Raw genomic sequence first — 1,413 nt, 5'->3', positions numbered from 1 at the left:
GTGAGGTTGATGGGGAGCGGTGGGCCTCTTTGGGCCTCGGGTTTTCCGCAGGTCTGGTGTTTCTGTGTTCGGGGAGGGCTTTGCCCTCCATTCGCAGCACAAGGCTGCTCCTACAAAGGGACCGTGGAGCAGGAGGCTTTCGCGGTCCCTTTGTAGGAGCAGCCTTGTGCTGCGAATGGGGCGCAGAGCGCCCCCGGCATTCTCAGATCAAAGTCTCGATCCGCAGCGTGTTAGTCGACCCTGGCTTACCGAAAGGCACACCAGCAGTAATCAGCAGCGTGTCGCCACGGCTGGCCATGCCCTGTGCCTGGGCAATCTCCAGCGCAGTGGAAACAACCTCGTCCACTTGGCGCAGGCGGTCGTTGACCACCGAATGCACGCCCCACGCCACGCTCAAACGGCGTGCGGTGTTCAGGTTCGGCGTCAGGTTGAGGATTGGTGCCCGCGGCCGCTCGCGTGCCGCGCGCAGGGTCGAGGCGCCCGACTCGCTGTAGTTGACCAGCACCGCCACGGGCAGGATGCCGCTGATACGGCGGATGGCGCAGCTGATGGCGTCCGACACGGTAGCCTCGGCTTTCGGCCGGCCAACGTCGAGCTGGGCCTGGTAGTCCGGGCCGTTCTCCACCTGGCGGATGATCTTGCTCATCATCTGCACGGCTTCCAGCGGGTACTCACCCGAGGCAGTCTCGGCCGACAGCATCACCGCATCCGCACCTTCGGCCACGGCGTTGGCCACGTCGGTGACCTCGGCGCGGGTCGGTGCTGGCGAGAAACGCATGGATTCGAGCATCTGCGTGGCCACAACCACCGGCTTGCCCAGTTGGCGGCAGGTGCCGATGATGCGTTTCTGGATCTGCGGCACGCTTTCGGCCGGCACTTCCACGCCAAGGTCGCCACGGGCCACCATGATCGCATCTGCAAGCTCCGCGATGGCTTGCAGCTGTTCCACTGCCGATGGCTTTTCGATCTTCGCCATCAGGTAGGCACGGTCACCGATCAGCTGGCGTGCTTCGGTGATGTCTTCCGGGCGCTGCACGAACGACAGGGCCACCCAGTCCACGCCCAGCTCCAGGCCGAAGGCCAGGTCGCGGCGGTCTTTCTCGGTGAGCGGGGACAGGTCGAGCACCGCTTGCGGCACGTTGACACCCTTGCGATCTGACAGCTCGCCACCGGCCAGGACTTCGGTGTCGATGGCGTCGCTGTGCTTGGCGGTGACGCGCAGGCGCAGCTTGCCGTCGTCCAGCAGCAGGTCCATGCCCGGCTCGAGGGCGGCGATGATCTCGGGGTGTGGCAGGTTGACCCGGCGGCTGTCGCCCGGGGTGTTGTCCAGGTCCAGGCGCAGGGCCTGGCCGCGTTGCAGCTGCACCTTGCCGTCGGCAAAGCGGCCGACGCGCAGTTTCGGCCCTTGCAGGT

General features: G+C 66.0%; 1 protein-coding gene. It reads right to left on the bottom strand.

The window, feature by feature from the left end:
* Positions 1–202 precede the first annotated feature (202 nt).
* Positions 203–1,413 (bottom strand): pyruvate kinase (pyk, locus tag JV551A3_RS22240; protein WP_133979133.1); only part of this gene is annotated, 1,211 nt, incomplete at its 5' end.

This window comes from Pseudomonas inefficax (genome assembly GCF_900277125.1).
In the GTDB taxonomy this organism is placed as follows: domain Bacteria; phylum Pseudomonadota; class Gammaproteobacteria; order Pseudomonadales; family Pseudomonadaceae; genus Aquipseudomonas; species Aquipseudomonas inefficax.
Note: the sequence above shows the minus strand (reverse complement) of the source record. Positions and strands in the feature narration are given on the sequence as shown.